This is a genomic window from Pseudoalteromonas sp. S1610 (assembly GCF_005887465.1).
Classification (GTDB): Bacteria; Pseudomonadota; Gammaproteobacteria; order Enterobacterales; family Alteromonadaceae; genus Pseudoalteromonas; species Pseudoalteromonas undina.
Window position 1 is genome coordinate 1 of the sequence record NZ_PNDI01000197.1, and the last position, 431, is coordinate 431.

Genomic DNA, 431 nt, shown 5'->3' on the forward strand with positions numbered 1-431 from the left:
GGTCACTAAAGGCGATTTAGAGCGCGAATAAAAGGTCACTTTATTGCTCTCAAGCGTAACTTTTAACGCTTCGCGGTTCATAAAGCCTGGCATTAAAATAACGCCAGAGCGGGCATCCTGAACAATAGCAGGGATCATTTCGCTTTTAGCAAAATCAACTTGGGTTTGGTTTTGTTGTGTTAATTGCATAATCTTGCTGCCACTTGGTTATCGGTTAAATATTGTTTTAATTCGCCAATGTTAATCACATTTTTGTGAAAAACGCTTGCTGCCAATGCGCCATCGACTTCGCTTTGTTGAAAGACATCAACAAAGTCTTGCTTACTGCCTGCACCCCCTGAGGAGATTAAAGGAATATCACTCAGCTGGCGTATTTTGCTTAGTTGCTCGGTGTCTTTTGCTTTGCAAACACCATCATGGATCAACCTATT

The 431-nt window shown here is 41.5% G+C and carries 2 protein-coding genes; both read right to left on the reverse strand.

Going from position 1 to position 431, the window contains the following annotated elements:
• Window positions 1-189: phosphoribosyl-AMP cyclohydrolase (locus CWB77_RS18370; protein WP_283957555.1), on the reverse strand; the 189-nt coding region annotated here is incomplete at its 3' end.
• The coding region (locus tag CWB77_RS18375) for a HisA/HisF-related TIM barrel protein (RefSeq protein WP_249931459.1) at window positions 180-431 on the reverse strand (252 nt) is incomplete at its 5' end. The genes CWB77_RS18375 and CWB77_RS18370, both read right to left, overlap by 10 nt.